This window comes from Mesorhizobium sp. M7A.F.Ca.US.007.01.2.1, assembly GCF_003998165.1.
Taxonomy (GTDB): domain Bacteria; phylum Pseudomonadota; class Alphaproteobacteria; order Rhizobiales; family Rhizobiaceae; genus Mesorhizobium; species Mesorhizobium ciceri.
In genome coordinates this window covers 1-25,444 of the sequence record NZ_RZQP01000056.1, presented here as the reverse complement: position 1 = coordinate 25,444, position 25,444 = coordinate 1, and the positions used below count along the sequence as shown (strand labels likewise).

Sequence of the window (25,444 nt, the reverse complement as noted above, 5' to 3'; positions counted from 1 at the left end):
ACCCGGACCGTCCCTGGTCAGCCCTGCAAGCAAGCTCGCAGGGCAGAAATCGGGCCACGCTGACGATGGTGACGATGAAACGTAAACACGTGAGCCCTCCTTTCGAGACAAGACGTTGAGTATGCGGAGCGATTACACCAAAGGCGGGGCTGGTGGCAAGTGGGTCGGCGGAATGCGGCGGCGGCGGAGCGCTTCCCTTCCCCTTCTGGGAGAAGGGGAAGGCGCTACTTTCCCGGCCTACCCGTCTTACCCGGCCGGCGCTTTTCCCGACGGGCGTCGGCGGGGTCTTCGTAGGAGCCAATGCCTGTTCGCTGGCGAACAACTGGCTTGGCGGATTCGTCCCCCACGAGGGGGGAGATTGGCTGCGGCTTGGCCGGCACTTTTCCTTCGATCGGTTTTTCCGTCCGCCGCACCGTCATCTCGTCCAGCGAGTTCTTCTTGAACAGCGGCTTTGTGGCGTCCCCGGGAATGCCGAAATCGGAACCATGTGCCTCGGATGCCGACTGTTTCTTGAACAGCGAGCGCGACACCGCGCCGGCCGGCGTCGGCATGTCGGTACCTGGACCCATGTCGTCGATCGAGGGTTTCGAAAACAGCGGCTTTTTCACCGGCACAGTGCCATCGGCGCCCATCTCGTCGAGATCAGGCTTGCGGAAGAGGTTGGGCCGGGCAGCCTTGGCTGCCTCTTCGGCGGCACGCGCTGCGTCGAGCTTGCGAAAACGCTCCTGTTCCTCTGCTGTACGATGTTTGGCCACGCCCTTGTTGTGCTTGCCCTTTTCGCGGCCGGAGGCCGGGCTTTCCATGTCGGCGTATTTGGCCAGCGGGTCTTCGGAGATGGACAGTTCCATCTCACGCAGGCGCTTGATTTCGTCGCGGATGCGGGCCGCCTTCTCGAAGTCGAGATTGGCCGCGGCATCGCGCATCTGCTTTTCCATCGCGTCGAGATGGGCCTTGAGGTTGTTGCCCATCATGGCGCCGGCACCGTCGGTGAACTGCGAGATATCGGCGCGGACGTGGTCCTTCTCGTAGACCGAATCGAGAATGTCGGAGATGCGCGACTTGACCGATTCCGGTGTGATGCCGTTGGCCGCGTTCCACTCCATCTGCTTTTCGCGGCGACGGTTGGTTTCGGCCATCGCCCGTTCCATCGAGCCGGTCACCTGGTCGGCATAGAGGATGACCTTGCCGTCGACGTTTCTGGCGGCGCGCCCGATGGTCTGGATCAGCGAGGTTTCCGATCGCAGGAAACCTTCCTTGTCGGCGTCGAGAATGGCGACGAAGCCGCATTCGGGAATGTCGAGGCCTTCGCGCAGAAGATTGATCCCGACCAGCACGTCGAAGGCGCCGAGGCGCAGATCGCGCAGGATCTCGATGCGCTCCAGCGTATCGATGTCGGAGTGCATGTAGCGGACGCGGATGCCCTGCTCATGCAGATACTCGGTCAAATCCTCGGCCATGCGCTTGGTCAGCACGGTGACCAAGGTGCGGTAGCCGGCCTTGGTGGTATCGCGAATCTCGCCGACGACATCGTCGACCTGGCTCTTGGCCGGGCGGACCTCGACCGGCGGATCGATCAGGCCGGTCGGACGGATGACCTGCTCGGCGAAGACGCCGCCGGCCTGTTCCATCTCCCAGGCGCCAGGGGTCGCCGAGACCGCGACCGAAAGCGGACGCATGGCATCCCACTCCTCGAAGCGCAGCGGCCGGTTGTCCATGCAGGACGGCAGACGGAAGCCGTATTCGGCCAGCGTCGCCTTGCGGCGAAAGTCGCCGCGATACATGCCGCCGATCTGCGGCACGGTGACATGGCTTTCGTCGATGAAGACCAGTGCGTTGTCGGGGATGTACTCAAACAGCGTCGGCGGCGGATCGCCCGGCTGGCGGCCGGTGAGATAGCGCGAATAGTTCTCGATGCCGGCGCACGAGCCGGTGGCTTCCAGCATTTCGAGGTCGAAGCGGCAGCGCTGTTCCAGCCGCTGTGCCTCAAGCAGGCGGCCGGCGCGTTCGAGTTCGACCAGCCGGTGCTTGAGCTCTTCCTTGATCGACTTGATCGCCTGGTTCAGCGTCGGGCGCGGCGTCACATAGTGCGAATTGGCGTAGATCTTGACGCTTTTCAGCTCGCCGGTCTTCTGGCCGGTCAGCGGGTCGAATTCGGTGATCTGCTCGATCTCGTCGCCGAACATCGAGATGCGCCAGGCGCGGTCTTCCAGGTGGGCCGGGAAGATTTCGATGGTGTCGCCGCGCACGCGGAACGAGCCGCGGACAAAGTTGATGTCCTGCCGCTTGTACTGCTGGGCGACGAGATCGGCGAGCAGCGCGCGCTGGTCGAGCCGGTCGCCGATCTGCATCTGGAAGGTCATCGCCGTATAGGTTTCGACCGAGCCGATACCGTAGATGCAGGACACCGAGGCGACGATGATGACGTCGTCGCGCTCAAGCAGCGAACGCGTCGCCGAGTGGCGCATGCGGTCGATCTGCTCGTTGATCGAGGATTCCTTCTCGATGAAAGTGTCGGTGCGCGGGACGTAGGCTTCCGGCTGGTAATAATCGTAGTAGGAGACGAAATACTCAACGGCGTTTTCCGGGAAGAATTTCTTGAACTCGGAATAGAGCTGCGCGGCAAGCGTCTTGTTCGGCGCCAGGATCAAGGCAGGGCGCTGCGTCTCCTCGATCACCTTGGCCATGGTGAAGGTTTTTCCTGAGCCGGTGACGCCGAGCAGCACCTGGGTGCGGTCGTGGTTATCGACGCCTTCGACCAGATCCTTGATCGCGGTCGGCTGGTCGCCGGCCGGCTCGAACTCCGACACCATCTTGATGGCGATGCCGCCTTCGGATTTTTCGGGGCGGGCAGGGCGGTGCGGCGTCCACAGCACGCCGTCCTTGTGCAGCGGATTGCCGGATTCGATCAGCGCCGACAGTGCCGCCACCGTCGCGGTGACGCTGCCCGAGGCCATGGTCTCGGCGTCCTCCAGCGAGATGTCGAGGCCGGCGACCGGATTGAGGCCGGCTGCCGTGCGCTCCCTGGCTGACGCCGCGCCACCCATCGAGGTGCCGCGCGAACTGCGCCCCGGCGAGCTTGAGCGCTCGGGTATCTTCTTCGACGGCTTCGGCGATTTGCCGCCGTCACCCTTGGCGACAAGACGTCCTTCGTTTTCGGCTTCCTGCTCGATCTGCTCGGCCCAATCCGCGATCGAACCGGTCAGCGGCGTGCCAGAGAGCTCCGGCTGCGGCATCTCGGCGAAGCCGCCTTTGTGCAGCGGCTCGGAGGCGTCGAGGAAATCGGTCAGCGGGCTGCGCCGCTTCGGCGCGGCGCGGTCGTCATTCGCCGTCGGCGGCGTTTTCTGATCGGGAGATTTGGCCATGTCCCGAATATGGGATTTCCTGGCCAAAATGGAAAGAGCGCGGTGGGGAGAGGCGTGCCGGACAGCGCTGCTCCTGACAGCAGGCTGTCAGGAGCAGCGGGAAGGCGCCCGAAAGCTCTTGTCGTTACACGCCCCTGGCGGCTGATGCGACCTGCGTCGCCGACCCGTTCAGGCGCGGCACCACGACGAGGCGTTTGATTTTGCCCTTCTTGAAAGCGGCGAGGAAGCGCGCATAGTCCTTGAAGGCGACGCAGCCGCTCGACTGGGCGTAGCGGCCCCGGAGCAGGTAGGTATGGGCCAGCAGGCCGTTGCGATTGTATTTGTTGCGGCCATCGACCGGTGTCAGGCGCAAGGCCTCCACTCCGTGGAAGCGCGACTCGCGCATCGACAGATTGTAGGTGTTGGGCGGCGTCGGTCCGCGATTCTTCTGGTCGGCATAACGCGGCTGGTCCGCCATGGCGCCGATGCCTGAATGCGCCTCGAGCCTCGAGCCGTCAGGCATGTAGACGGTCGCGCTGCTGATGTCGTACACGGCGACGCCATTGCCGGCTCCGCTCCTGGCGGCTGGCGAGTTGAAGAGGTTCCTGAACGCCTTGCCAAGGCCGCCCGACGGGGTGTCGGGCTTGGCATAGGCCAGCACATCGCCGCCATCGGCCGGCCGGCCTTGCCGCGTCGGTTTTGCCGGCTGGGCCTGCTGGACCGTCTCGCGTGCCGGCTTCGGCTGCTGAACGGATTTCGGCTGCTGGACGGACTTAGGCTCCTGCTGGACCACTTTGGGCTGCGGCGCGTCGAATTGCGGACGCCGGGTCGGCAACGGCACGTCGTCGGTCAGAGCGTCCGGCAGCGCGGCGGCATCGCCGGGTTGATCCTGCTGGGTTTCGACGGGTGAAACCACGACATCGGCTGACGATTCCTCGATCGGCAGCGGTGAGGCGAACGCCTCGTCGTCGGCCGGCAGGGACTGCACCAGAGCAAGCGCCAACTGCGAATTGTCTGGCGTACCGGATTGGGCAAAACCCATCGGCGGCGGTGCGGTCTGCACGACCACCGAGTCGGTATCCAGCCGGGCGAAACGTTCGGCCGCCGGAACTGGCATGTTATCGGACAGGCTGGCTGTGACCTGGACGGAGGGCACCAACGACGCCTCGGCAATTCGCGGTGCGACGGTGGAGATCACCGGGCGGGTGTTGGCACTGGCGGCAGGCTTTCCGGCGTCGGCAAAGGCAGCGGCCAGCTTCATCGGCGAAAGCGACGCTTCCATGCGTTCGAAGCGCTCCTGCGCCTTCGACTTCACGGCGGCGGGCATCGGCTTTGCCTGCGCTACAAGGCGTTCGGATTTTTCCGCCCGCGCGCTTACCCTGGCCAGCTTGAAACAGCTGGCGCCGCACTGCACCGAATGATCATGCAGGGCCTGAGTGCCGCCATTGGCGTTGGCCAGCACGAAGGGTGCTTTCAAAAAGTGCTGTTTCAGCGGATCGGCAAGTGCGAGCGATCCCGGTGTCGACAGTGTCTGGGGCAGGCCAACCGAAGTTGCCGATAGAGAGGCGCCGACGGAACTGAGGCCAGCCATGGTGCCGATCAACCAAAGGCCGATGGCGGTGCTGACGCAAGGCAGCGCGACCCAGCGGGCCACCCGGCCAGCGTTGAAGGAAGGGGAACGTGGAGCATCGACGAACTCGCCGCCCTCACGCTGTCCCCGGTTTTTTTTGTGTGTACTCAACAACGCCATGCAACCAATCTCGCTTCAATCGGTTTCCCCGTACGTGGCCTTGAGAGCCGCGACGACCATTCTGTGAGTGATCCCAGGTGGTCCCCGACGCGTTTGCCGCGTCTGTAGTTGGTTGCCGATTGCTTCAAAATATGGACAAAGTTGGTTAATCAATTCCTCTCAAAACCAACGACGAGATGTGGATTTTGGCCAAATCAGCCTTCGTCCACGGCCAGGAAAGTGGTGTTGTCGCCCTTCCGACCTGGTTTTGCTGCCTGTTTTTGGCGGCCGAGTCAAGCAAAACAGCCACTGCTAATTTTTACGCAGCGCCTCCGCGCGGTGTATGCAGCGAACCGACTGCCGGCAGACCTGCCTACAAAAGGCGCGCGTGTTTCCGGTAAAACTGTTGCCTGCCATGCTAGATTTCTCGCGGGAAGGCGGCCTCAAACGGCCCACCCTCAGTTGAACCAAAGCGCAAACGTCAAAAACCCGTCGCCGCCGAACTGGCGCTGGATCTGGTCGAAATCGTCGCTGGTCGCGAGCTCGCCGCTTTCGAGGTAGGGCGCGATGGCCGGGCCGGTGATCGACAGCACGAGATCGAAGTTTTTTGGCTCGTCGAAGAAGCGCTTCATGTTGATGCCAAGCCCAGTACTGGCGGTGACGCGGAAATGCGGCAGCAGCCTGCGGCCTTCCAGGAGATCCTCGGCCATGGTCAAGGCGGCGAGCCAGGCCTGGACCTGCTCCTCGCCGACTTCGAGGCCGGTGAGCGGGTTCTCGCCCTTCTGCTGCGGTCCAGGCAGCCATTCGCGGTCATTGTCGGTCTCGGCGCGGATCGCCTTCCAGTCCTCGCGCGACAGCCGGATCATTTCCAGCAGGTGGCGGCGCGCCGCTTGCCGGCGCTCCGGTTCGATCACCGGCCAGTTGACGAGATGCACCATCGAGATGAAATCGGCGATGCGCCATTCCGAGGAGAAGATGCTCGAGCCCATATCGCCGGCCGGCGGCACCAGAATATCCTGCAGCGGCAATTTGGCGCGCGGGAACAGCATGTGAAACGAGCCGTCGAAGGTGCTCCTGAAATCATGCGCCAGCCAGAAATCGGCCTGCGCCATCAGGAACTCGGCATAGCCCTGCAGCCAGTAGCCGTCGGCGCGGTCGAAGCGGAAGGTGAGCGTGGGGGCGGCGGCGTCCGACGAGATACCGCCGCGCGAGAGTGAGGCGATGATCGCCGCCATGCTCTCGTCCGGCGCGATGGTGCCGTCCTCGTTGAGGTCGATGCCGGCATGGGTGAGATCGATGACCATGCCGATATCGGCATTGGGCGGCACCGAGGCAAACGTGGCTGCGGATTTCTCCAGCCGGTCACGGAAGCCGACCAGGATGGCGCGGAACTGCTCGTAAGTGAGCGGCTCGGGATTGGGATTGTCGGGCACTGGCAACCGCATCAGCGGCAGCATGAAGGATTGCGGGCTTTCGAAACCATGACGGTGCAGGCCGGTGGCCAGGATCTCCAGTGCGGTAAAGAACTCGCCCGCCCCGGCCGCATAGGCGGATGCCGGGTCTTTTGGCGCGGCAGCCTCCAGCGTCGAGAGAGCGGTGTCGCGCGCGGCCACGGTCTTCGCCTCAAACAATGTGGTTGCCGCTTCTGGCATTGCCGCCGACGCGGAAGACAGCGGCAGGAGCAGAATGAAAGCGGATGTCAGCAGGCCTGCCAGTCGTGTCATCTTTTCCCCCCAATGTTTGTCGCGCAGTGCAAACATACACCATTTGCAGCGTCGCGCTTCAACCCGCCCCGCGGACGGTCTACACAGGGCAAACAATTGGGCATCGCGTGTCGAATTATCCGTTTTCCTACAAGCTGTCCTGGCTGCCGCGTTTCCTGAAGCCGTCACTGGCCGGCGACGCTCAAGACTTTGCGCCGATGGCCGGGACGCTGATGGATCCACCGCCGAAGCAAGCGGTGCGGCTTGCCTTTGTCGGCGACATCTCGGCGGTGGCCAACCGCAGCGCGCCGGATTGCGATCCGGCGATCAAGGCGCTGCTCGGCGCTGCCGATCTGGTGATCGGCAATTGCGAAAGCCCTGTTGTGGACAGGCCAAGCGCGGTGCTGGGCACAAGGCTCGGCACGCATCATGCGATGAGCGAGCCGTTCCTGGCCGAGGCGCTGACGGCGGTTGGTGTTGCGCGCGAAAAACTCGTGCTGTCGCTGGCCAACAACCATGTGCTGGATCAGGGCATCGCCGGTTTCGACGAGACAATCGCGGCGTTGCTGCGGCTCGGCATCCGCACGATCGGCCTGGCCGACGGTCCGGTTGTGCCGATTCAGGTTGGATCGCTTGATATCGGCTTCGCCGCCTTCACGCTGTGGCGGAACGCCGATGAAAAACTGTTTGCCGGGCGCGTTTCGATGGACAGCGATCCGGCGAGCTGGCCACCCGCTGGCTTGGACCTTCTCTGCGCCGTGCCGCATTGGGACTGGGAGTTCCGACATTTTCCGCGCGACGGGACGCGAGCGCTGGCCAGGCGGCTGGCCGGGCAGGGCGCCGGGCTGATCGCGGGCCATCATGCCCATGTCGTGCAGCCGGTGGAAAAGATTGACGGGACGATCGTCGCCTATGGGCTCGGCGATTTCCTCGGTACCGCCTTTGCCCGGCAGCCATGGCCGGGCCGCATCGGCTCTATCCTCGTTGTCGATGTCAGTGCCGATGCCGGTACGCGCGGCAGGATCGCGTCTTACCGGATGCATCCCTTCATGCGCCTGCGCGCTGGCGACCACGAGCGGCTGGTGTTGATGGAGGCTTTGGAGGGCCGAATGCGTGACAGGGTCGCGGAGCGACTGAAAGCGGTCTTCCCTTCTCCACCAACCGATGAAGGCGTTCCCGCTTAACCATCTGGCGGCCCTTGCAAAACCAACTATCATGCTCCCGCAGAGGCAGGATTGCGGGGGTAGCGGTGGAATCAGCGGATTTCATGCCGAGCGAAACGGTCATCGCCGGCATCCGAAAAGACATCGAGGCCTATGAAGCGGCGAGGGCTTCGGCGGTCCGGCAGGTGCGCTGGCGGGTGCCGGTGTTCGTGGGGCTGGTGCTGGTGGCCGTGGTGCTGGTCGCCTGGCTGTTCAACAAGGTCGCCGACCCCAACGAGCAATGGGTCTCGACGCCGCATGTATTTCTCTATGTGATCGGCTTCGCGGCTTCGATCCTGCTCTATTTCCAGGCCAGGAAACCGGCGACGCGGCTGCAGCAATCGTTCCGCGAGACGCTGCTGCCGATCATATTCGGCTTCATCGCCGACATGCGCTACCAGCATGGCGTGACGCCGAATTCCTTCGACCGGTTGCCGCGCACGGCGGTTGGTCCGTTCAACCGGCAGGCGTTCGACGACATCGTGGCGGGCCGCTATGAGGGGTTTCCGTTCGAACTGTACGAGGCGCATCTGCGGGAAGGGTCGGGCAAGGGCTCCTCGACCGCCTTCCAGGGCGTCATCGTCGCTTTCGAGACCATCGCGCCGTTTCCCGGCATATTGGTGGCGACGCGGCGGACCAACGCGGTGATCAGCTTCTTTCGCGGCATATTTGCCAGCAAGCTGCAAGAGCTGTCCAGCGGCGATGCTTTGCTCGATGCCGCCTACGAGTTCCGCACCGACAATCTCGGGGCGGCACAGCCATTGGTGAGCGGCCGGCTGGCGCAGGCGCTGAAATGGCTTGGCGAAACCTGGCCGGACGACCCAGCCCGCGTCGCGCTCAACGGCAGCGATGGTTTCCTACTGTTGCCGCAGACGAAGAACTTCTTCGAGCTGCCGGATATTTCGGTGCCGCTCGACTACAGCAGGCATGTCGCGCCGATGATATCGGACATGGGCGCGATGCTGGCGACGGCGGCACTTGTGCGCAAGATCGGCGCGAAGGACGAAGCGGGTTGATCGGGCTGCGCTTTCAGCACTCGAAGCCGTATTTGTCACGCATGTAGTCCGCCTCTTCTTTCGACATTTTGTTGAACATGACGCACACGGTGAAGCTGCCGACCTGACGTCCGCCGCGTGTGTATCCCCAGTCGGAAATATCGTCCCTGGTGAATTCTATGTTCTGGCCGAGGACGACGTTGTGCACTTCCTCCGGCTGGTTTGCCAACATGCCGACAAATCCGGTTTCGGTGCAGCGGAACGGTATGACCCAGAAGTGTTCGGTGACGTTGCCGTCCCGTACCTTGACCTTCAATTTGAACCTCTCTGTGTCGGCGGGAGGCGCCTCGGACAGTGCCAGGAAGTCGTCCAGGCTGGCGAGCGCCTGCGCGGTGGCCGCTGCCATCTCTGGGTCGCCGGGAGTGAAGATAATTGTTTTGTCGTCGCCCGGATCCGTGGCTTGTGCGCCGGCCAATCCTGGAGCAAGCGCCAGCATCAGGGACATCGCAGTCCAGACTGCAAGCTTCATGGAAGGCCCCCCTTCATGTCAACGGTCGACACCATCCCGCATTCGACGTCGGTTTGCAACCGTAGCGCGAGTTTGATCAGCGTTGGCGTGGCGGTTTTTGAACTGATCCGCGAAACAAAATGTGTATCGACGATCGGTCAGCGCTCTGTTTCGTGATGCCGCCCGAGATGGATTGCGGCGGCTGCGTGGTGATCGAAAGCCGCCCGTCACAATCGGCCAAGTGACTCTTTTCGCGGACAGAAGTGCGTTCATTGGGGGAGCCGAAGCGGCCTGAAATGATCTAGGTCGCAGATAATGTGTCGGAATTAAGCCTATGATATTGTTTGCGAAAATTCACCCAATGTGATTTGCGGAGGGTGCGCTTTCCGTCCAGTTTCAGGCCGTCCGGTGCTGTCGTTTCCCAAGGCGGCGGTCCGGAAAAGTGAAACAGCACGGAGTGCTTACCAATGAAGAAGACCCTCGCAACCACCGCTGCTCTGCTCGCCTTCCTCGGCACCGCTTATGCCGCGACCGTTCAGGGCACCATTCAGGCCGTCGATCCGACGACCAAGTCGATCACCCTCGACGACGGCAAGATCTACCAGCTGTCGCCCGAAGCGACGATCGGGAAACTGAAGGTCGGCGCCAAGGTGGCGGTGACCGTCGATGACAAGACCGGCATCGTGACGTCGATCAAGAAGGCCTCGTAAGGCGAGGGCATCGTGCGTCGGCAGACCTGCTGACGCAATTTCAGACCCTGTTCCATTCTGGCCGGTCCTCCGGGGACCGGCCATTTTCGTGCCCTTCACCCTCGACGCCAGGCAAACCGCCGTCCCGGCGGCGCCGCTATGGTTTTTGCCAAAGAGCCGCGCTATCCCTTGGCCACCGGGGGATAGTCATGGCCGACGAGCAAAAAGGGTTTCGCCTGTCGCGGCGATTGCTGCTGGGTGCGGCTGTCGTCGGCGGCGCGGTGCTGTGGGGCGGCAACACGGTGGCGCGGCTGGCACGCGGACCTTCGGGGCCGAAGAACGCAGGACGGATAGCCGATATAGACGGCTTCGCGCTGCCTCTGAAGCCGCTGGACAATGCGCCGGCCTTCGATGCGTCACTGCCCTGGTCGGCAAAGGGTGGTGACATCAACGATGCCAGCGGCCTGTCGATGACGCCGGTCTACGGCGTGGTCGAGGTCAGCGGGGACGAGCACATCGCCAAGGCCCTGGCCTTCGCGCGTGCCAATGGGCTGAAAATATCGCTGGCCGCCATCCGCCATTCCATGGGCGGGCATGCCTTCGACGACAACGCGCTGGTGCTCGACCTCAGAAAGTTCAACAGGGTCACCGTCGATGCGGCGGCCAAGACCATGACCTTGCAGCCGGGCGCGCGCTGGCATGACATCCAGAACCTTCTGCATCCGCACTTCGCGGTGAAGGCGATGCAGTCGACCGACATCTTCTCGGTCGGCGGTTCGCTGTCGGCCAATGCGCATGGCATGGACCACCAGGCGGGTTCGGTGGCGGGCTCGATCCGCTCGATGCGGGTGATGCTGGCCGACGGTTCGGTGACGACCTGCTCGCCGACCGAGAACACCGATCTGTTCCGCCACGTCGTCGGCGGTTACGGCCTGTTCGGCGTGGTGCTGGAGGCGACGCTCGACATCGTCGACAACGCCGTCTACCGCACCTCGCGCGAAATCATCAAATCGGACGATTTTCCGGAATTCTTCGCCAAGGTGCTGGAGCCGAACAAGGATATCGGCCTGTTCTACGGCCATCTGTCGACGGCGCCCGGCAATTTCCTCGAGGACATGATCGTCTACCGTTACGACAAGGTGGCCGAGCGGCCGCCGGCCGATCAGCCCGAGATCGGCGAACCGGGATCGGTCGGGTTGAAGCGGGTGATCATCAACCTGGCGAAATGGGGCAGCCTGTTCCAGGAATTGAAGTGGTTCACCGAAAAGACACTGGAGCCGAAATTCGAAAGCTGCACGGTGGCGCGCACCTCGGCCATGGCCGAGGGCGAGGCCTGTCTCGTCACCCGCAACAACCCGATGCACGATTCGGTGCCCTATCTGTTCAACGATCAGATGGAAGAGACCGACATCCTGCACGAATATTTTATTCCGCGTGCCGCCTATGTCGAATTCATCGCGGAAGCGCGCGAGATCCTGCGCAAGCAGACGCTGCCGGTGCTCAATGCTTCGGTGCGCATCGTCCACAGGGAGGATGTGGCGCTGACCTACGCGCCGGAGCCGGCCTATTCGCTGGTGCTCTACGTCAACCAGCCGACCGATGCCGACGGCAATGCCAGGATGCGGGCGCTGACGCGGGCGCTGATCGACGTGACGATCAAGCATGGCGGGCGCTTCTTCCTGCCTTACCAGCTGCATTATACGGCCAGGGAATTGCTGGCCTCCTATCCCGAACTGCCGGCCTTCCTGGCGGCGAAGCGGCAGTATGACCCAACGGAACTGTTTTCCTCGACCTTCTACCGTGCCATCAAGGCGCTGAGCGGGGTGTCGTAAGAAGCAGGAGAACAGCCATGCGGATGGTATCGGCGGCGGCACTCACCCTCATCGCGCTGTGCGCCGGACCGGCCGGAGGCGAGGATCTCAAGGCCTTCAAGCTGACCATCGACGGCGTGACGGTCGATATCGATCCCGGCGAGAGCGCCGATGTGACGCTGCCCGGCGGCAAGCAGAGCAAGGTGACGCTCGCGCGCAACGACTTCGCTACCTTTTCCGGCAGCGATTTTTCCTTCGTCCACCCCAGCGGCATTTCGGTGACCAAGACCGATCTCGGCGATGACATCACGCAGTATCTGATGGCCTCGGCGCTGGGCACGATCGTCGTCGTGCAGGAGTATGGCGCCATGAATCCGGTGTCGCTCAACCAATTGATGCTGCAGGAGATGACCAGGCAATCGGTGCAGGCCGGCGCCAAGCTGACGCAGGGGCCGACCACGCGCAAACTCGCCGACGGCAAGGAATTGACCGGGATCCGGGCCGAGGTGAAGACACGCACCGACACCGCCGATTTCGAGATCGTCGGCTTCGGCCTGGCCGATCGGGGGCTGCTGTTCATCACCCGCATTGCCGGCGAGGATGCAGCGACCGAAAAGCCGCTTGTCGACAAGTTCTGGCAGAGCCTGAAAGTCAGGTTCAGGCCGGACTAGGATCGTGTCTCAGTTTGGATTTCGGCTGGGGTTTTGCGTAACGGCGGCTCAAGTTATTCTGAAGACCCCGGGTTGGAGATCCTGCAGCATGGCGAAGCTCATTTTCAGAATGAACCAGTCACTCGACGGCTATGTCGACCACCAGAAAATGCCGTCGGGCCCGACGATCTTTCGTCACTGGATAGAGCAAGTGCGCAATTTGAGCGGCAGTGTGTACGGTCGCGGCATGTACGAGGTCATGCGCTATTGGGACGAAGACAGTCCTGAGTGGAGCGCGGAGGCGCATGAATTCGCGGCGGCGTGGCGGAGCCAACCGAAGTGGGTTGTGTCGCGCTCTCTGAAGTCGGCCGGCCCTAACGCAACACTTGTCGCGGATGACGTCGAGGCGGTGATACGCGGGCTTAAGGCTAAGCTCGTCGGGGAGATTTCAGTTTCTGGACCAGGCCTGGCACGAAGCCTGACCGACCTTGGTCTTGTAGATGCGTACCAACTCTACCTCCATCCGTTCGTGCTTGGTCATGGCAAGCCATTCTTCGCCGGCCCCCGGCCGCCGCTTCGCTTTGTGGCCAGCGATTTGATTGGCGACGACGTGATCAGGTTGACCTATGTGCCTGCCTGATCACGCGGTCGTCGAACCGAGACGCCAGCGGGCCTACAGCCCCTTCGGCACCAGTCCGGCCAGCCAGTTCACAGAGCGCTTCGCGGCGTCGGCGGTTGCCGAGGCGGCGCGGCCGAGATCGGTCTTGACCACGGCGTAGCCGTTCTTGGTGCGATAGAGCACACCGGTTCCGCCATCGACCACCTGTTCATAGGCAACGGGCCGGGCGGCGTCGGCTTCCATGGCGGTCGTCGGCGAACCGACCGAGACGCTCGGCCGGTGGCTGAGTTCCGGCGGCAGCGGGCTTTCGGTTCTGACGACGCGGCTGGCGGGCTTCAATTCCGGGCGCGATGCGGTCGCGGCCAGCTGCGAAGAGGACGACGAACCCTTCGTGCGGCAAATGCCGGAGACGAGCGGATAGTTGAAATTGCGCTCGTGCAGCATCTGGCTCTTCATCGCCGCTTCGCACTCGGCGACGGTCGACCATTTGGCCGGCGTCTCGCCGATATATTCGCAAAGCTTGGCGTCGCAGTCGCAGCCGACAATGGTCATGGCGACAAGGGCGGTCTTGATCACGGTCTTGTCCCTTCGAGATGCCCCCCGGCAGCCCTTCCATTTCTTCCCATTCCTTCGCGCGCGAACAAGGCGGGATTTGGCCGCGATTGTGGAATGGGCGTGGCGGAGCCCAGGAAATGCCTAATCTTGGCCGGGCGTGACCGAAAGGCCTCAGTAATCGTAGACGTGTTCGAGCCTGGCGCCGGACTTGATCAGCGCCGGCAGCACGAGATGCAGTTTGCGCACGGCAACGATCATGCCGGTGCGGCGCGTGGATTGATCGGCCGGCAGCGGATAGCTGAACAGGATGTGCATGCCTTCGGGAATGGCGATCGTATCGGTGGAGAGCACCGTGGCCATGATCTCGTCATTGCCGCCGATCTCGACGAAGGAGACGCCCTTGTCGATCAGGCGCAGGATCATTTCGGTGAAGACCTGATAGCGCCTGGTGACGAAGATGGTGCCGTCAGCGCCCATGTCGCGTTCGAGCAAGGTGTCGGGCTCGTTGCGCGTGGCTTCGCCGACGGGCCCCTTGGCCCAGACATGGATGTCGAGCAAGGCGGGGTCCATCGTGGCAGCGAGGGCCTTTTTTATCAGGTCGGCATAGCCCTGCTTGATGGTGTCGGCGAGGCCGAACGCCAGCTTGCGTTCGCTGGTGCGGACGGAGCTGTCGCCCGGCACCGGCTGCACGGCAAACAGGCCGGCACGCTTGTCGGCATACGGGAACTGATACCAGGGCACCTGGTCGAGAAACGCGGCATAGTCCGCCGCGACCTTGGCCTGATAAATGTCGGCGGCGGTGCGCTTGGCCGTTGTCGCCTCGGTGATGCGGCCGACCGTGTTCTCATAGGCCCACTGCAATATATGCTCGATCGAGTGGCTGGTGCCGATGATGACCAGCATCTGGTGGTTGGCATAGTTGAATTTGTAGGGAGCGCTGGCGCGGATGACCATGGCGTAGTCCTGCCAGAAGCGGCCGATATAGGACCAGTAGGGGAAGCCGCTCGGCTGGTCCTTGTCGACGAAGCCGGCATATTCGCGTGCGGCGTAGACGATCGCCCATTCCGGATAGGTGAGGAAGGTTGATTCCTCCGGCCGCTGGTAGCCGGGGATCTCGGCGCGGACCTTGTCGGCCAGCGCCTTGGGCGGGGCGCCGTCGGCAATGCCGGGCAGCGGCGTCTTGTCGAGCGACGACGTCGTCAGGAAGCCGTAGCTCAGCCCGGCGATCGGGATGAGGATGACGACGACGATCAGCCAGAGGATCGTCTTGATGAGGCGCTTCAGCCAGCGGAACAGGAACATGCCCGATCAGGCCGTGGCGAAGTGGTCGTGTACGCGCCTGGCTAGCCGGAAGCCGACATAGACGGCGAAGCCGCCGATGACGATGTGCGGCAGGTTGGCGAAGAAGCGGGCCGGGAATTCGATATCGTTGAGAGAGCGGAAGCCGTTGATGAAGATACCGGCATCGAGGCAGCCGGAACCGGTGACCAGCCCGAGCACGCCGTCGAAAAGGTAGACCGAGCCGAACAGCTTGAAATAGAACACTGCCTGGCGGTGCGAGATGAAGGCGGCGGCCAGCGCCCAGACGCCGGAGAAGGCGTGCAGCAGATCATCGTACCATTGCAGCGAGAACAGGCCGAACAGATTGCCGTCGGCATCGTTGAAGGCCGGTATGTAGCCGATGGCGACGACGCCGAAGAATAGGAAGGCATAGGCAACGGCAAGCTTCTGGACGAGCGTCATGAAGTATCCCCCTTCTACAAGCCCATTTGTAAACGCTACTCTGCCGGCCGCCTGACGCGGTTTTCTGCGCTTCCGATGCTCACGGACTCAAAGGTCCGCTGCGCTTCGGTTCTCGAAAACCACGCCATCCGACTCGGCAGAGCGCGTTTTCAAACGGGCTCTGACCAGGCGATACTAACCGATTTTAGCGCGTGGAGAAGCGGCGCTCGCAAGATCGCCGCCAAAGGGCATCGGGGGGCCAAAAAGACAGTCGGCGCCGGGATTTCTCCCAGCGCCTCCCTGTCAGATCAGGACACGGTCGCGGCAGCAACTTCCGTAAAGTCGTCGCGCCTTGCCGGCCTTGATTTTGACGGTCCTGCCAGTCCGCCGCCCGAGAGCAGCGTCCGTTCGGGACCACGCCGGTCTCCACCCTTGCGAGCTTTGCCCTGCGCACCATCGAAGGTTTTTGCCGTCCTTCATGGCAGCATCGGTCCGCCGTCGGCGTTGGCACGCTTTCCGCGGCCCCGTAGGTCTCGGCTCCGTCCCTCGAAACAGGCAAGCCTGCTCTCGCTTCGGGCCGTACGGGCCTCAGGAAATCCGCCTTTCACTTCGCCTTTCGGCTTGATGATCGGTAGCCGCCTGAGATGGGTTTAATGTACACCGAGTAAGGGTCCTGGGGAATGGCCGCTGCCCTGTGGATAGCGGGATTACCGGGGATCGTTAGCCACAAACCGGGGAATTCGAGCGCCGGCTGCTTTAGACAGCCCGCCCGCTTTTTTGCGTACGAGCCGACAGCGCCCCTTGCTCCGCCGGTGGTCGCGGGCTTCAATGCCGGCAAAGGATCGGACCTGCATGTCCGGCGCCGGGGAGGGCGGGTATTTTGAAAGTCGGAGTGGTTCTCAACCCGATTGCCGGTGGCGGCCGGCTGAAACGGCATTGGCCTGATGTTGCCGTGTCGCTGAAAAAGCATTTCGGCGAATTCGAGCTGCGCGAAACGCAGGCCGAAGGCGATGCCGAAAGGCTGGCAATCGATCTCGCAATGATTGGCTTCGATCTGGTGATTGCGGCCGGCGGTGACGGCACCGCCAGCGAAGTGGCCGACGGGCTTCTGCAGGCGGCCCAGGAGAGCGGCCGGATCACTGAACTTGGCCTGTTGCCGTGCGGCACCGGCATCGATTTCGCGCGCGGGCTCGGCCTGCCGAAAGAGGTGGATGCCGTGCTGAAGCGGTTGGCCGAAGCCAAGGGTCGCAAGGTCGATGCCGGGCGCATCGGCTACATCGACGATCACGGCGCGCTGGCCAGCCGGCACTTCATCAACATCGCCAGTCTCGGCCTGTCCGGCGCCACCGACCGCGCCGTCAATGCCGACAAGCGCAAGGGCAGGATGTCGGCCAAGGCACTGTTCCTGTGGCGCACCGTGGTGGAGTTCATCCGCTACCGTTTTCAGGACGTCAGGATCACGGTCGATGACGGCGCACCCGTCGAAGCGCGCATGGCGCTGGTGGCGGTCGCCAATGGAAAGTTCTTTGGCGGCGGCATGATGATCGCGCCGGATGCCGACCTGACCGACGGGCAGTTCGACATCGTCATCCTGCGCGCCGCCGGCAAGCTGAAGCTGATCTGGGACATCCGGCTGCTCTATGGCGGCCGGCACCGCAACCATCCGGCGATCACCATCCTGCGCGGCAGGAAAGTGGTGGTCGAGCCGCTCGGCGATGCGTCAGAGAATGGCGCCCTGGTCGATATAGACGGCGAGTCGCCGGGACGCATACCCGCGACCTTCGAGATCCTGCCGGGTGCATTGACGCTCAGATACTGAATCAAGCCGTTGACAGATTGATTCAGATGAATCCGCCCATCAATCCAACGTCCTGAAATCGCTTGATAACTGGCTGATGTCAGAGTTCCAGCTTGGCCGGAAAACCGGGCGCGCGCAGGTCGGTATCGACGGCATCCTCGAGCAATTTGACGATCTGGGTGGACCAGGCGCTGCCGCCATATTCCTGTTTGCCCATCTGGAAAATCTCACTCACAAGCGGCGCCAGTTGGAGCGGCAGTCTGAATTCCCTGCCCATCGCCAGCGCGAAGCCGAGGTCCTTCAGCGCCAGGTCCATGGTGAAGCCGATGTCGTAGGAGCCGTTGAGAATGAGCTGGCTTTCGGTCTCGTGGACGAAGCTGTTGCCGGAGGAGGCTGAGATGGCATGGTAGGACTGGGCGAGGTCGAGCCCGCCTTGTTTGGCCAACATCAGCGCCTCGCCGGCGGCGACGAGATGGATGAAGGCGAGCATGTTGGTGATCACCTTGATCACCGCCGCCGAGCCGACCGGACCCATCAGGAACGACTTTGCGCACATCGCCTCGATGGCCGGCCGATGACGTTCGTAGAGCGCTGGATCGCCGCCGACCAGCGCGGTGATCTTGCCAGCCGCCGCCAGATGCACGCCACCGGTGACTGGGCATTCCAGCGTCTCGACGCCCCTGGCCGAGGCGAGGGCCGCAAGGCGAAGAATCTCGTCGCGGCCGTTGGTGGACATCTCGATCCAGGTGCCGCCTTGGGGCAGGCCCTCCAGCAATCCGCCGGGTCCGGCCAGCACCGCTTCGCTGACCTTGGGCGAAGGCAGGCACGTGATGGCCTTGCCGGCCCGGGCGGCGGCCTCGGCCGGGCTGCTCGCGGTAGTGGCGCCGAGCGCCACCAGGCGCTCGGCGGCGGCCGGATCGCGGTCGAAGACGGTGACGGCAAAGCCGTTGCGGATCAGGCTGGCGGCAAGGTTGCCGCCGAGATGGCCAAGCCCGATGAAAGCGTAGCTTTCGCTCACGGCATCAGCGGCGTCTGCATCATCTGCAGATGCAGGTCCTTGCCCGTATAGGGATGCGCGTCGCAGACCGCTTCGTTCAACTCGACGCCGAGGCCGGGCTCCTTCGAGGGGATGACATTGCCGTCCTGCCACTCGATCTTCTTCTTCAAGAGCGTGGCGTGGAAACCGTCCCACTGCTTCAGCGATTCCAGGATGAGGAAATTGGGCAGCGTCACCGCCAGCTGGATGTTGGCCGCACCGACGATCGGCCCGCAATAGCAGTGAGGGGCGATCTGGATGTGGTAGGCCTCGGCCATCGCCGCGATCTTCTTGGTTTCGAGAATGCCGCCGGAGCGGCCGAGGTCCGGCTGCAGGATGGTCGCGGCGCGGTTCTCGATGACGCGGGCGAACTCGAACTTAGTGGTCAGCCGTTCGCCGGTGGCGATCGGGATCGAGGTCGCGCGGGCCACTTGCGCCATGACTTCGGGCATGTCAGGCGGCACCGGCTCCTCGAACCACAAGGGATCATAGGGCTCGATGGCGCGCGCCATGCGCAGCGCGCCGGACGCTGTGAACTGGCCGTGCGTGCCGAACAGGATGTCGGCGCGGGTGCCGACCGCCTCGCGGATCGCCTTGATCATGCGGGTGGACAGGTCGATATCGACAAGACGCGGCTGGTGGCCGTCGAAGGCGGTGTAGGGGCCGGCCGGGTCCAGTTTGACGGCGTTGAACCCCTGTTCGACATATTCGAGCGCGCAGGCGGCGGCGAGATCGGGGTCGTTGTAGACGTTCTTGCCGTGCGCATCCTCGGAGTGGACGCTGCCGGTGTGCGGATAAAGATAGGTGTAGGAACGCAGCGTTTCGTGCACCTGGCCGCCGAGCAGTTTGTAGACCGGCTTGTCGGCCTCCTTGCCGATGATGTCCCAGCAGGCCATTTCCAGCGCCGAGAAGCAGCCCATGCCTGACACGTCGGGCCGCTGGGTGAAGCCGGACGAATAGGCGCGGCGGAAGAAGTTCTCGATGTCGTGGGGATCGCGGCCGACGAGATAGCGCTCGGCCATGTCCTCGACCATCCGGGCGGTAACATGGGCGGAGAAGGTGGCGTTGTAGGCCTCGCCATAGCCGACCACGCCGCCATCGGTGGTCAACTTGACGAAGATGAAATACTTGCCGCCGATGCCGGGCGGCGGATTGTCGACAACCCAGGTCTTGACGTCGGTGATCTTCATTTTTGGTCCTCCAGAACCAGTTCGGCGCCCTTCCAACCGGTCATGATCGAGGCGGCGTTGGTGTTGCCGGTGATGTTGTCGGGGAAGATCGAGGCGTCGATGACGCGCAGGCCGTCGATGCCGTGCACCTTGAGACGCGGGTCGACGACGGCGCGCGCCGGATCGGGCCCCATGCGGCAGGTCGAGACCGGATGATAGACGGTGCCCGAGCGCTTCCTGAAATCCTGAATCAGGTCTGCATCGGAAGTGATTGACGGGCCTGGCAAAACCTCTTCCTCGATGATCTCGGCCATGGCAGGCATCGAGGCGATCTTGCGGACGAATTTCACCGCCGCCAGCATCTCCTCGACATCGGCATTGGTGGAGTAGGCATTGGCCGTTATCCTGGGGTACTCGCGCGGATTGGCCGAGCGGATCATGATCTCGCCACGGCTCGACGGGCGGCAGTTGGACAGGCCGATGGAAAAGCCCGGCCATGGGTCGGGCGTCAGGATGGGACGCTCGCCGCTCTTGGGAATGACGGTCGAGAATGCCTGGAAATAGAGCTGCATGTTGGGCCGCGTCGCCGCCGGGTCGGTGCGGAAGAAGCCACCGGCATTGTTCATCGACAGCGACAGCGGGCCCGAACGGGTCAGGATATATTGCATGCCGACCAGCAGCTTGCCCCACCAGGGACGCAGCGTCTGGTTGAGCGTCGGCAGCTTGCCCTTGAAGGTGTAGTTGATGCCGACATGATCCTGCAGATGCGCGCCGACATTCTCGTTGGCGTGGACCATCCGGATGCCCAGGCCTTTCAGCAGCGCGGAAGGCCCGACGCCGGACAGCTGCAGCAATTGCGGCGAGTTGACCGAGCCGCCCGACAGGATGACTTCGCGACCGGCACGCGCCGACTTCGTCTCGCCGTTCTGCTGGTATTCGACACCGACGGCGCGCTTACCCTCGAACAGCACCCTGGTCGCCAGCGCCTTCATCTCGACGCGGACGTTGGCGCGCTTCATCGCCGGGCGCAGGAAAGCGCGCGCCGCCGACATGCGGCGGCCGTTGCGGGTCGAGATCTGGTAGACGCCGACGCCTTCCTGGGCAGCGCCGTTGAAATCCGGGTTGAAGGGCAGGCCGGCCTGCTGGCCGGCGGCGAGATAGCGTTTGGTCAGCGGGTGGACGGCGCCCGAACAGTCTGTGACATGCAGCGGGCCGCCGACGCCGCGCCATTGGTCTGCGCCGGCCTGGTTGTCCTCGAGCGCCTTGAAGGCGGGCAGCAGATCGTCATAGGCCCAGCCGGGATTGCCGGCGGCGGCCCAGGCATCGAAATCCTCGCGCGCGCCCCTGATCCAGACCATGGCGTTGATCGAGCTCGAACCGCCGAGCAGCTTGCCGCGCGGCCAGTGGTCGGCATTGCCGGCGAGCCCCGGGTCCGGCTCGGCCTTGTAGTTCCAGTTGACGCCGGGATCGAAGAAGGTCTTGCCGTAGCCGAGCGGCATCTGCACGTAGAAGCGGCGGTCGCTGCCGCCGGCCTCCAGCACCAGCACCGAGAAGCGCCCGGAGGCCGACAGTTTTTCAGCCAGGACCGAGCCGGCCGAGCCGGAGCCGACGATGATGAAATCATAGGTCTGCATGATGGAAATGGGAGGCTCCGAAAAATTGGCTGCAGCCTAGACGCGACGGCATTCCGAAGTCGCCGCGCCATCCGGCATCAGTTGTGAAAAAAGCGACCGTCGAACCGATCAGGTTTGCGGGGATTCCCGACAATCGCGCTTGATATCTATCGTCCCGACAGCCTATGCGATGGCACTATCTTGGCGCATAACTTTTCGGAATTATGCTCTGGCCACTCTGCGGAAGGCAGGAAATCATATGCGGACCCTCCCTGACGCGTTCATTCCCGAACTGCCGGGCCACTACAGCGGCAAGGTCCGCGAAAACTACGATCTGGCGGATGGCCGGCGCATCATCATCGCCACCGACCGGCTCAGTGCCTTCGACATCATCCTGACTTCGATCCCCTACAAGGGCGAGATACTGACCCAGACGGCGCGCTACTGGTTCGAGGAAACCGCCGATATCTGTCCGAACCATGTTCTCGAATACCCCGACCCGAACGTCGTCGTCGGCACGAGGCTCGACATCCTGCCGGTCGAGATCGTCGTGCGCGGCTATTTGGCGGGAACCACCAGCACCTCGATCCTGACGCGCTACAAGCGCGGCGACCGCGACATGTACGGTATCCGCCTGCCGGACGGCCTGCGCGACAATGAAAGACTGGCCGAGCCGATCATCACGCCGACCAGCAAGGCCGCGCATGGCGGCCATGACGAGCCGCTGTCGAAAGCCGAGATCCTCGAACAGGGTCTTCTCACGCAGGCGCAGTGGGACACCGTGTCCGGCTACGCTTTGCGGCTGTTCGCCCGCGGCCAGCAGCGCGCCACCGAGCGCGGCCTGATCCTGGCGGACACGAAGTACGAATTCGGCACCGACAGGAACGGGACCATCATTCTTGCCGATGAAATCCACACCCCGGACAGCAGCCGGTACTGGATCGCATCGAGCTACGAACAGGCGCTCGCCGACGGCAGCCGGCCGGAGAGTTTTGACAAGGATTTCGTCCGGTCGTGGGTCTCGGCGCGCTGCAACCCCTACAGCGACCCGATACCTGAGATACCGGCCGAGATCGTCGAACAGGCCTCGCATGTCTATGCGCAGGCCTATGAGGCGATCACCGGCAAGGAGTTCTCTCCGGACCTTTCCGGGAACAGCGTGCTCGATCGCATTCGCACGAACCTCAGGCGCTATTTCTGATCGATCTTCGCCGGGTGATGCGAACTGCCGTCCCATGGCCATGCCCAGGGTCTACGAACTCGGGTTAACCGGTCCTCGGAAACCTTCGCCGGTGTGTTGGCTGACGGAGCAAACGAAAAACCCGCCTGTGCGGCGGGTCACTGGCGCAAATCAGCACCATAGGCAAAAATGTACCATAGCTGAGGGCACCCAGTCAAGAAAAAATTCCTATCGTGAAAAAGCTGCCCGGCAAAAAGGCTGCCGACACCGCGCGCCGGCTGTCGCAGGTCTTTTGCCAGTCGGAGCCTGTGGCCATGCCGTGGCTCGTTGACCTTCTGGCGCCGTGACGATACGGGATCGAGGGCAGCCAGTCTCGAAGGATTTCTCGCATGGTGCACTACGCTGAAGGACGGCCGCTTGGCGATCTGACGCTGCGCACCCTGGCCATGCCTTCGGACGCCAATGCGGCGGGCGACATCTTCGGCGGCTGGGTGATGGCGCAGATGGATCTGGCCTGCGGCATCCGCGCCGCCGAGCGCGCCAAGGGCCGCGTGGTGACGGCGGCGGTCAAGGAAATGTCCTTCGCCAAGCCGATGAAGATCGGCGACACGCTGTGCATCTACACGCATGTCGAGCGCGTCGGCCGCACCTCGATGACGCTCAAGGTGGAAGCCTGGGCGCAGCGCTACCTCTCCGACCTGATGGAGAAGGTCACCCATGCCGATTTCGTCATGGTGGCGCTGGATGGCGAGGGCAAGCCGAAAGCGGTTCCCGCCGAAGGCTGACGCAAGCCGAAAAATCAGAACCGCACTTCCATCGTGGCGCGGACGCCCTGGTCGGCCGCCTTCTTCCCGAACTGACCGGAGTAGCTGATCCCCAGCGTGGTGCTGTCGGCGATCCGGAAATCGAGCCCGGCCCCGACGATGGCTGTATCCCTAGCGATCGGCACGCCGGCAATGGTGAAGAGGTCGCCACCGGCGAAGGCCATGTCTGCGGTCGGCGTGGTGTCGCCGAAGGCATGACGCCAGCCGAGCGTACCCTGCGCGGTTGCTTGCATTCCGCCGAGGTCGAAGCCGGCCGAGGCCCGCAAGCCGAGCGTGGTGAAGGTGGTCTCGGTGGTCGAGGCAGCGGATGTGAGTGCGGCGCCGCCCCCCTTTTCCGTGAAGCTGTCGGTGTGGAGGTTGACATAGGCGAGACTGGCGAAGGGCTCGAAGGCAGCCATGCGCGTCTCGAGGCGATAGCCGGCCTCACCGAAGACCTGCGCGGTGCCGGCATCGTATTTCGCCGTCAGCGCATCGACGAAGCCTGGAACGACGACGTTGCGGCTGGTGTCGATCCGGTTCCAGCTGTAGGCGACGCCGCCGCGCAGGCCGAGGCCGTCCCACTGTCTACCGCCATAAAGGCTGATGTGATAGGTGTCGCTGGAGCCGGAAGAGGCATGATCGTCGACGTCGAAACTGGCGTGGCTGTAGCCGGTCAGCAGGCCGACCCGCCAGGCTTCGCCGATCACGGTGTCGGCGCCGGCGAGGAAGCCGCCGGTGGAGCGGTCGAGGCCGGCGGCATTGCCGTCGCCGCTCGCCGTGCCCCAGGAGCCGAAAGCCTGCCCCCACACGACGAAACGGCTGGTGTCAGCCTCGACCAGCTCCGGGCCGCCCTCGCCATAAGCCATCACTGGCATGGCGGGAGCGGCGACGTCGCCCATGGCCGCCCGGACGCGGGCGGTTGCGGCATCGGCGACGAAGCGGCTGTCCTCGATCAGCATCCCCTTGGCTGAGGCATGAACCTCGCCCGACGCGGCATCCAGCGCCAGGCGCGCTGCGTCCTTGTCGGTCATGAGCAGCATGGCCCATGCAAGCGCATTGCCTTCGCCCAGCCGATCGAGGGCTCCGGCGGTCGCGAACTGGTTGCGGGTGGTGGCGACGTTGGCGACCGCGACGTCGTTGCGCGCCAAGGCGAGGGTGATGTCGTTGCCGTCGCCGCCCTTGTAGTTGATGAGATGGTCGAGGAAGAGAAGGTCGTTGAGGTTGCCGACGGAGGCGAAGGTGCCGGCGACATCGGCAGCGCCATTGTTCTGGATGATCGTGTACGGCCCGTTGCGCAGGTTCCAGCTCTCGGCTGTCGCCGGCGTCAGGACCAGGTTGAGCGTGGCGCCTGATATGTCGACCGTGCCGCCGACGATCAGCCTGTCGGCGCCGGATGGGGTCGCCTCGACCTCCAGGACGCCATGATTGACATAGTTGCCGCCGACCGCCTGGACGCCGATGGAATTGCCGACGCCGTGCGTGCCGAGGATGGTGACATTGCCGCCCATGGTGCCGATCCCGCCAAGGCGCGCGCCGGAATCCACCGTGACATCGCCGGCGAGGCTCGCTGTGCCATGGCTGGCGTCGCCCACCACCAGCGTTCCCATGTCGACGGTAGTCAGGCCCGCATAGCTGTTCTGTCCGTTGAGCGTCAGCTTGCCCGCGCCGGTCTTGGTCAGAGAGCCGTTTCCGGAAATGGTGCCGCCGATGACGTCGTCATGACCGAGCGCGCCGAGCGAAAGCTGCGGCGCCAGCTGTGAATCGTCGATTAGTATGGCCCCGTCGCCAGACAGCGAACCGACATCGAGCACGGAGTCCTGGTTGCGGAAGCGAACCAGCACGCTGCCGCCGGCGCCGTTGAGGATGGTTGCATCAGCCGCCTGCGATGCCTGCTGGAAATCGAGCGTGCCGCCGGCCTCGTTGACCAGCGTCGCCGTTCCGCCGTCCGAATGTCCGTAGAAAATGGTCGAGCCGCCATTCCGGTTGGTTATCGTGGCGTCCCCGGCGGAGGAAGATACATTGCTTGAGTAATCGTCGTCGAAGGTCGTCCTGCTGAAATAATACGGTATGCCCAGGCCGTCATTGACGATGGTAGCATTGGCGGCGCTTGCTCCTGTGAAGGTGACCGAGCCGCCGCCCTGGTTGATGATGCTGGCCGTGCCGGCATCGGTTCCGGTGCTGAAATTGAGCCCGCCAGTGCCGTCCTTCGCCAGAATGATGGTGGCCGCGCCGGCGGTCGCATTGCGCAGGAAGTTGAGGTCGCCCAACCCGACGGTGATCGAGAGATCCTCGGCACTGACCGGATTGGCGGCGTCGTTGCC

20 protein-coding genes are annotated in these 25,444 nt (G+C 63.6%); 9 read left to right on the top strand and 11 right to left on the bottom strand.

Annotation, left to right across the window (positions count from 1 at the left end; translation table 11 throughout):
* Positions 1 to 224 precede the first annotated feature (224 nt).
* From uvrB to EN949_RS13095, 3 genes are all read right to left on the bottom strand, one after another.
* Positions 225 to 3,362 (bottom strand): excinuclease ABC subunit UvrB, encoded by a 3,138-nt coding sequence (uvrB, locus tag EN949_RS13105; protein ID WP_063168832.1) that lies wholly within the window; start codon positions 3,360 to 3,362, stop codon positions 225 to 227.
* Between the two features lie 124 nt (positions 3,363 to 3,486).
* Positions 3,487 to 5,091 carry a DUF2778 domain-containing protein gene (locus EN949_RS13100; protein WP_063168831.1) on the bottom strand — a complete coding sequence of 535 codons (1,605 nt, stop codon included), beginning with the start codon at positions 5,089 to 5,091 and terminating at the stop codon, positions 3,487 to 3,489.
* A 437-nt stretch (positions 5,092 to 5,528) separates the two neighbouring features.
* A complete protein-coding gene (locus tag EN949_RS13095; protein WP_063170319.1) occupies positions 5,529 to 6,794 on the bottom strand; it encodes a hypothetical protein in 1,266 nt (421 codons plus the stop codon).
* A 107-nt stretch (positions 6,795 to 6,901) separates the two neighbouring features.
* Here EN949_RS13095 and EN949_RS13090 point away from each other — a divergent pair, with 107 nt between their 5' ends.
* Both EN949_RS13090 and EN949_RS13085 read left to right on the top strand, forming a co-directional pair.
* Entirely contained in the window at positions 6,902 to 7,957 is a 1,056-nt protein-coding gene (locus tag EN949_RS13090) for a CapA family protein (RefSeq protein WP_063168830.1), read from the top strand.
* A gap of 83 nt (positions 7,958 to 8,040) precedes the next feature.
* Positions 8,041 to 8,991, top strand: a complete 951-nt coding sequence (locus tag EN949_RS13085; protein WP_164747158.1) for a DUF3137 domain-containing protein — start codon at positions 8,041 to 8,043, stop codon at positions 8,989 to 8,991.
* 13 nt (positions 8,992 to 9,004) lie between these two features.
* On the opposite strand, the gene EN949_RS13080 is transcribed toward EN949_RS13085, so the two are convergent.
* A complete protein-coding gene (locus EN949_RS13080; protein WP_127367003.1) occupies positions 9,005 to 9,499 on the bottom strand; it encodes a DUF2314 domain-containing protein in 495 nt (164 codons plus the stop codon).
* A 446-nt stretch (positions 9,500 to 9,945) separates the two neighbouring features.
* Here EN949_RS13080 and EN949_RS13075 point away from each other — a divergent pair, with 446 nt between their 5' ends.
* From EN949_RS13075 to EN949_RS13060, 4 genes are all read left to right on the top strand, one after another.
* Entirely contained in the window at positions 9,946 to 10,188 is a 243-nt protein-coding gene (locus EN949_RS13075) for a DUF1344 domain-containing protein (RefSeq protein WP_013530037.1), read from the top strand.
* Positions 10,189 to 10,376: 188 nt separating this feature from the next.
* Positions 10,377 to 11,999 carry an FAD-binding oxidoreductase gene (locus EN949_RS13070; protein WP_063168828.1) on the top strand — a complete coding sequence of 541 codons (1,623 nt, stop codon included), beginning with the start codon at positions 10,377 to 10,379 and terminating at the stop codon, positions 11,997 to 11,999.
* A 17-nt stretch (positions 12,000 to 12,016) separates the two neighbouring features.
* A complete protein-coding gene (locus tag EN949_RS13065; RefSeq protein WP_063168827.1) occupies positions 12,017 to 12,649 on the top strand; it encodes a hypothetical protein in 633 nt (210 codons plus the stop codon).
* An 88-nt stretch (positions 12,650 to 12,737) separates the two neighbouring features.
* On the top strand, positions 12,738 to 13,268 hold the full coding sequence (locus EN949_RS13060) for a dihydrofolate reductase family protein (RefSeq protein WP_027162137.1): 531 nt from the start codon (positions 12,738 to 12,740) through the stop codon (positions 13,266 to 13,268).
* Between the two features lie 33 nt (positions 13,269 to 13,301).
* Here the strand turns inward: EN949_RS13060 and EN949_RS13055 are convergent, their stop codons facing one another.
* From EN949_RS13055 to EN949_RS13045, 3 genes are all read right to left on the bottom strand, one after another.
* The gene (locus EN949_RS13055) at positions 13,302 to 13,823 is read right to left on the bottom strand and encodes a hypothetical protein (RefSeq protein ID WP_023809774.1); all 522 of its coding nucleotides are present in this window, start codon (positions 13,821 to 13,823) and stop codon (positions 13,302 to 13,304) included.
* A gap of 150 nt (positions 13,824 to 13,973) precedes the next feature.
* Positions 13,974 to 15,104, bottom strand: coding sequence for a hypothetical protein (locus EN949_RS13050; protein ID WP_063168826.1), 1,131 nt, complete (start codon positions 15,102 to 15,104; stop codon positions 13,974 to 13,976).
* Between the two features lie 6 nt (positions 15,105 to 15,110).
* Positions 15,111 to 15,545 carry a DUF4383 domain-containing protein gene (locus EN949_RS13045; RefSeq protein WP_013530043.1) on the bottom strand — a complete coding sequence of 145 codons (435 nt, stop codon included), beginning with the start codon at positions 15,543 to 15,545 and terminating at the stop codon, positions 15,111 to 15,113.
* Between the two features lie 859 nt (positions 15,546 to 16,404).
* Here EN949_RS13045 and EN949_RS13035 point away from each other — a divergent pair.
* Positions 16,405 to 17,343, top strand: coding sequence for a diacylglycerol kinase family protein (locus tag EN949_RS13035; protein ID WP_063168825.1), 939 nt, complete (start codon positions 16,405 to 16,407; stop codon positions 17,341 to 17,343).
* A gap of 79 nt (positions 17,344 to 17,422) precedes the next feature.
* On the opposite strand, the gene EN949_RS13030 is transcribed toward EN949_RS13035, so the two are convergent.
* From EN949_RS13030 to EN949_RS13020, 3 genes are read right to left on the bottom strand one after another with little or no spacing between them, the layout of a single operon-like run.
* Positions 17,423 to 18,340 (bottom strand): NAD(P)-dependent oxidoreductase, encoded by a 918-nt coding sequence (locus EN949_RS13030; protein ID WP_127367138.1) that lies wholly within the window; start codon positions 18,338 to 18,340, stop codon positions 17,423 to 17,425.
* Positions 18,337 to 19,548 (bottom strand): mandelate racemase/muconate lactonizing enzyme family protein, encoded by a 1,212-nt coding sequence (locus EN949_RS13025; RefSeq protein ID WP_013530046.1) that lies wholly within the window; start codon positions 19,546 to 19,548, stop codon positions 18,337 to 18,339. The genes EN949_RS13030 and EN949_RS13025 overlap by 4 nt, the downstream gene beginning before the upstream one ends.
* Positions 19,545 to 21,161, bottom strand: a complete 1,617-nt coding sequence (locus tag EN949_RS13020; protein ID WP_127370888.1) for a GMC family oxidoreductase N-terminal domain-containing protein — start codon at positions 21,159 to 21,161, stop codon at positions 19,545 to 19,547. Before EN949_RS13020 ends, EN949_RS13025 begins: the two co-directional genes overlap by 4 nt.
* A 238-nt stretch (positions 21,162 to 21,399) precedes the next feature.
* On the opposite strand from EN949_RS13020, the gene EN949_RS13015 reads away from it, so the two are divergent.
* Together EN949_RS13015 and EN949_RS13010 are read left to right on the top strand one after the other, a co-directional pair.
* Entirely contained in the window at positions 21,400 to 22,341 is a 942-nt protein-coding gene (locus EN949_RS13015) for a phosphoribosylaminoimidazolesuccinocarboxamide synthase (RefSeq protein ID WP_064994508.1), read from the top strand.
* Between the two features lie 368 nt (positions 22,342 to 22,709).
* Positions 22,710 to 23,105, top strand: a complete 396-nt coding sequence (locus EN949_RS13010) for a hotdog domain-containing protein (protein ID WP_013530049.1) — start codon at positions 22,710 to 22,712, stop codon at positions 23,103 to 23,105.
* Between the two features lie 14 nt (positions 23,106 to 23,119).
* On the opposite strand, the gene EN949_RS13005 is transcribed toward EN949_RS13010, so the two are convergent.
* Positions 23,120 to 25,444: autotransporter domain-containing protein (locus EN949_RS13005; protein ID WP_127371705.1), on the bottom strand; the 2,325-nt coding region annotated here is incomplete at its 5' end.

Coding starts and splice junctions, on each gene's coding strand:
- uvrB (WP_063168832.1), bottom strand. CDS start 3,362: ATGGCCAAATCTCCCGATCAGAAAACGCCGCCGACGGCGAATGACGAC.
- EN949_RS13100 (WP_063168831.1), bottom strand. CDS start 5,091: ATGGCGTTGTTGAGTACACACAAAAAAAACCGGGGACAGCGTGAGGGC.
- EN949_RS13095 (WP_063170319.1), bottom strand. CDS start 6,794: ATGACACGACTGGCAGGCCTGCTGACATCCGCTTTCATTCTGCTCCTG.
- EN949_RS13085 (WP_164747158.1), top strand. CDS start 8,041: ATGCCGAGCGAAACGGTCATCGCCGGCATCCGAAAAGACATCGAGGCC.
- EN949_RS13080 (WP_127367003.1), bottom strand. CDS start 9,499: ATGAAGCTTGCAGTCTGGACTGCGATGTCCCTGATGCTGGCGCTTGCT.
- EN949_RS13075 (WP_013530037.1), top strand. CDS start 9,946: ATGAAGAAGACCCTCGCAACCACCGCTGCTCTGCTCGCCTTCCTCGGC.
- EN949_RS13070 (WP_063168828.1), top strand. CDS start 10,377: ATGGCCGACGAGCAAAAAGGGTTTCGCCTGTCGCGGCGATTGCTGCTG.
- EN949_RS13065 (WP_063168827.1), top strand. CDS start 12,017: ATGCGGATGGTATCGGCGGCGGCACTCACCCTCATCGCGCTGTGCGCC.
- EN949_RS13060 (WP_027162137.1), top strand. CDS start 12,738: ATGGCGAAGCTCATTTTCAGAATGAACCAGTCACTCGACGGCTATGTC.
- EN949_RS13050 (WP_063168826.1), bottom strand. CDS start 15,104: ATGTTCCTGTTCCGCTGGCTGAAGCGCCTCATCAAGACGATCCTCTGG.
- EN949_RS13045 (WP_013530043.1), bottom strand. CDS start 15,545: ATGACGCTCGTCCAGAAGCTTGCCGTTGCCTATGCCTTCCTATTCTTC.
- EN949_RS13025 (WP_013530046.1), bottom strand. CDS start 19,548: ATGAAGATCACCGACGTCAAGACCTGGGTTGTCGACAATCCGCCGCCC.
- EN949_RS13020 (WP_127370888.1), bottom strand. CDS start 21,161: ATGCAGACCTATGATTTCATCATCGTCGGCTCCGGCTCGGCCGGCTCG.
- EN949_RS13015 (WP_064994508.1), top strand. CDS start 21,400: ATGCGGACCCTCCCTGACGCGTTCATTCCCGAACTGCCGGGCCACTAC.
- EN949_RS13010 (WP_013530049.1), top strand. CDS start 22,710: ATGGTGCACTACGCTGAAGGACGGCCGCTTGGCGATCTGACGCTGCGC.